The sequence below is a fragment of the Falseniella ignava genome, from assembly GCF_002847645.1.
In the GTDB taxonomy this organism is placed as follows: Bacteria; Bacillota; Bacilli; order Lactobacillales; family Aerococcaceae; genus Falseniella; species Falseniella ignava.
This window is the reverse complement of record NZ_PKHE01000033.1, coordinates 1-2,950: the sequence shown is the minus strand read 5'-3', so window position 1 is coordinate 2,950 and position 2,950 is coordinate 1. Positions and strand designations below refer to the sequence as shown.

3 protein-coding genes are annotated in these 2,950 nt (G+C 35.5%); 1 reads left to right on the top strand and 2 read right to left on the bottom strand.

Annotation, left to right across the window (positions count from 1 at the left end):
- Positions 1-123: 123 nt before the first annotated feature.
- On the bottom strand, positions 124-711 hold the full coding sequence (locus CYJ57_RS07650; RefSeq protein ID WP_101954778.1) for a helix-turn-helix domain-containing protein: 588 nt from the start codon (positions 709-711) through the stop codon (positions 124-126).
- A gap of 17 nt (positions 712-728) precedes the next feature.
- Here CYJ57_RS07650 and CYJ57_RS07645 point away from each other — a divergent pair, with 17 nt between their 5' ends.
- On the top strand, positions 729-1,841 hold the full coding sequence (locus CYJ57_RS07645) for an IS110 family RNA-guided transposase (protein ID WP_244896613.1): 1,113 nt from the start codon (positions 729-731) through the stop codon (positions 1,839-1,841).
- Between the two features lie 241 nt (positions 1,842-2,082).
- Here the strand turns inward: CYJ57_RS07645 and CYJ57_RS07640 are convergent, their stop codons facing one another.
- Complete coding sequence (locus tag CYJ57_RS07640; RefSeq protein ID WP_101954777.1) at positions 2,083-2,751, bottom strand: adaptor protein MecA; 669 nt, start codon at positions 2,749-2,751, stop codon at positions 2,083-2,085.
- Positions 2,752-2,950 lie beyond the last annotated feature (199 nt).

The following is a 2,950-nucleotide window of genomic DNA, read 5'->3' as shown; positions in this document are numbered from 1 at the left end:
AATGTGCCTCACGGATTGACATTATTTTTTCTTTTACTTCTTGATCTGGATCTGGTTTTTTCCATTGAGACTGCCAATACATATAGGTTGATTTTGGGAAATCAACCGCCGCAAGAATCTCAGTTAAGGTAAATCTTTCTTGTTGACGGAGCTTGTGGATGATTCTTGCTTTGTCTTCGTTGCTTTCTGTAGCCGCAAGCTCCTTAGCATTTCCAAGTACTCATTTTTAATGGTCTGCATTTTAAGCTCATATTCAAGCTCTTTAATGCGCTTGTTTGCCCGTTCTAAATCCGTTATTTTCAGTGGCTGAGAATCCATTTGATTTTTGTTTTTAGATTGGTTATTTCTAGACATCGGTGGCCTCCCTCGTTTTCGAGAAAGTCCTTCAACCCCTTGATTATGGTACTCTTGACGCCATCTAGCAATGAGACTTGGATTATTTAATCCCAACTCATTCGCTACGTCTTGATAGGACTTCTCACTTGCTTCATACAACGTAATTGCCTTCAACTTAAATTCTACACTGTATGAATTACTTTTGCGAGAACGTTTTAAACCTTCTATACCTAAAGTTTGATAAGCGTTGATCCATGTTCTAATTTGAATAGTCGATTTGAACTGATATTTTTTAGCCAATGATCTTAAGCTGATGGTTCCAGAAAGATACTCTGCGACCACTTTCATCTTGAATTCTAAACGATATTTAGCCATACAAATACCCCCTAAAGTTGGATTTTTCTTGGTCCAACTTTAGGGGGTCAGTTCAGAATGAGCATGAGTGTTTGCCTGATAATACTTTGATAGGTATGGAAGCCACAGGGCATTATTGGCTGTCTATACATACATTTTTAAAAAAATTAGGTTTTGATATCATTGTATTTAATCCAATCCAATCGGATTCATTTAGAAACTTCTACATCAGAAAAACTAAAACTGACAAAGTAGATGCTGTTCTAATCGCTCAAGTCATCAGGATGGATGTGCCTAACACAAGTTATATTGCCTCGGAAGACACGATTAAATTAAAACAACTAACTCGATTTAGAGTATCCATGGTTGACCAAACTTCAGACATAAAGAGACAAATAATTTCTTGTCTTGATCAAGTATTCCCAGAATACGAAAGATTATTCTCAGATATGTTTGGTAAGACTTCTAGAAAACTATTGTTAGAATCACCGTTACCTGAAGACCTGTTGAACATTGAATCAACTCATCTTACTAAACTTCTAAAGGAAGCTAGTAAGGGGCGTTTCACCGAAGAGAAATCAATGCTTAAGGTTGATGAAATCAAAAATTTGGCATCTGATTCCTTTGGGATCCAAATAGCTTCTGATGTCTTTAAAATGCAGATTCAACTGTTAATCCAACAAATTGAGTTACTCGAATCTCAAATAAAAGATGTTGAAAGTAAAATCAATGAACTCTTAGAAAAAGATGATCATCACTTAACTACCATTTCAGGTATTGGCTCTATTACCGCTGCCACAATAATTGGTGAGATAGGCGACATTAAACGTTTCGAAAGACCAAATCAGTTGTTAGCTTTTGCGGGATTAGACGCATCTATACATCAGTCAGGTGATTTTACAGGTACTAATAATCGTATATCTAAACGTGGAAGTCCATATTTAAGACGAGCCATTTGGCAAGCTGCATTTGTCGCCTCAAACAAAGATCCTGCTTTATCTGAGTATTATCAATCTCTAAGAGCTAGAGGTAAGCATCATGGAACTGCGATAGGCGCAGTTTGTCGAAAACTTGTTAATATAATCTTTGCAGTTTGGACTAATGATAAACCTTACGAAGTAAGGCATCACTCAAATAAAGAACAAGAATAAGTCTAATTTAAAAATTTAAAAAGTTAGGCTTATTTGTCATGCATAAATTTATTAGTATCACCACTTTCAAAAGTCAAAGCTCAACATAAAATATACTCTAAATTATGTTGACATTTTTATAGCTGGCTTAATATTAAATACACTAAAAAGGGGAAATTTTTGACTTTTAAAATAAAAAAATAACTGACGTCATCCGAAGGTGGATTCAGTCAGTTACTTTCATTGTATATTTTCGGGTTGATTAGAAATTCGTGCCAAAATAAGCCAGCGCATCTTCAGAACGAATTAATTGCCCATATTCTTTTAATACTTCAGGACGAATGCGTGCTACTTCACTATATTCGACCAAGGTAAAGTATAAGTGATTCAATGTCTCAGAATCGCTATATCCAGCATCTTTTAAATACAGAACATAATAAGGATCCGCAGCATATAAATCCGCCTTAATTAGTGGATCAGGCAAAATCCGAGCTAAATCGATAAAATCATCGAGTTCTTTAAATAAGAATAAACTCTGATCTAATTGATGCTCATTTGTCAACTCTGCCTCTATTTCTTCTTTAGCCGCTTCAATAAGCTTCTCTTGTGCGTCATCTTTAGAGGTATGTCGCTTTTGATGCATCAGCGCTCGTTGTTTGAACTCTTCGGGTAAGAAATCTCCCATATCATCAAAGTTGGAGCGACTAATATAGAGTTCAAGTCCATCTTGATTCGGCATCACTTGGAAGGTCACGGCGTCTGAACCTTGGAATTCTTGATCAATATCGACCTCTTCTAAAATTGAGTAGAAAAATTGTTCAATCGATGCTTGGTCACCAATTAAATCTAGAAAATCAATGCCACGTTCTTGCAAATCTGCAGCATCAATCATCACTTTAATTAAATTTTCATTAATATGTTCCATTTCCATATTTCGCCACCTCCTCTTTATCAACTACATTATACCGATTTCGTTTGAATTATCAAATAAATTCAATTGCTTTAATATTTAAAAATAATAAAACCCTATCCATTGCTCAGATTGATGTGAACCCCAAAAGTTGGAGTTTTATTTAAGCGGCTAATTGAGCGGTATGTTTTCGGTATTCAACTGGACACATACCGTTCAA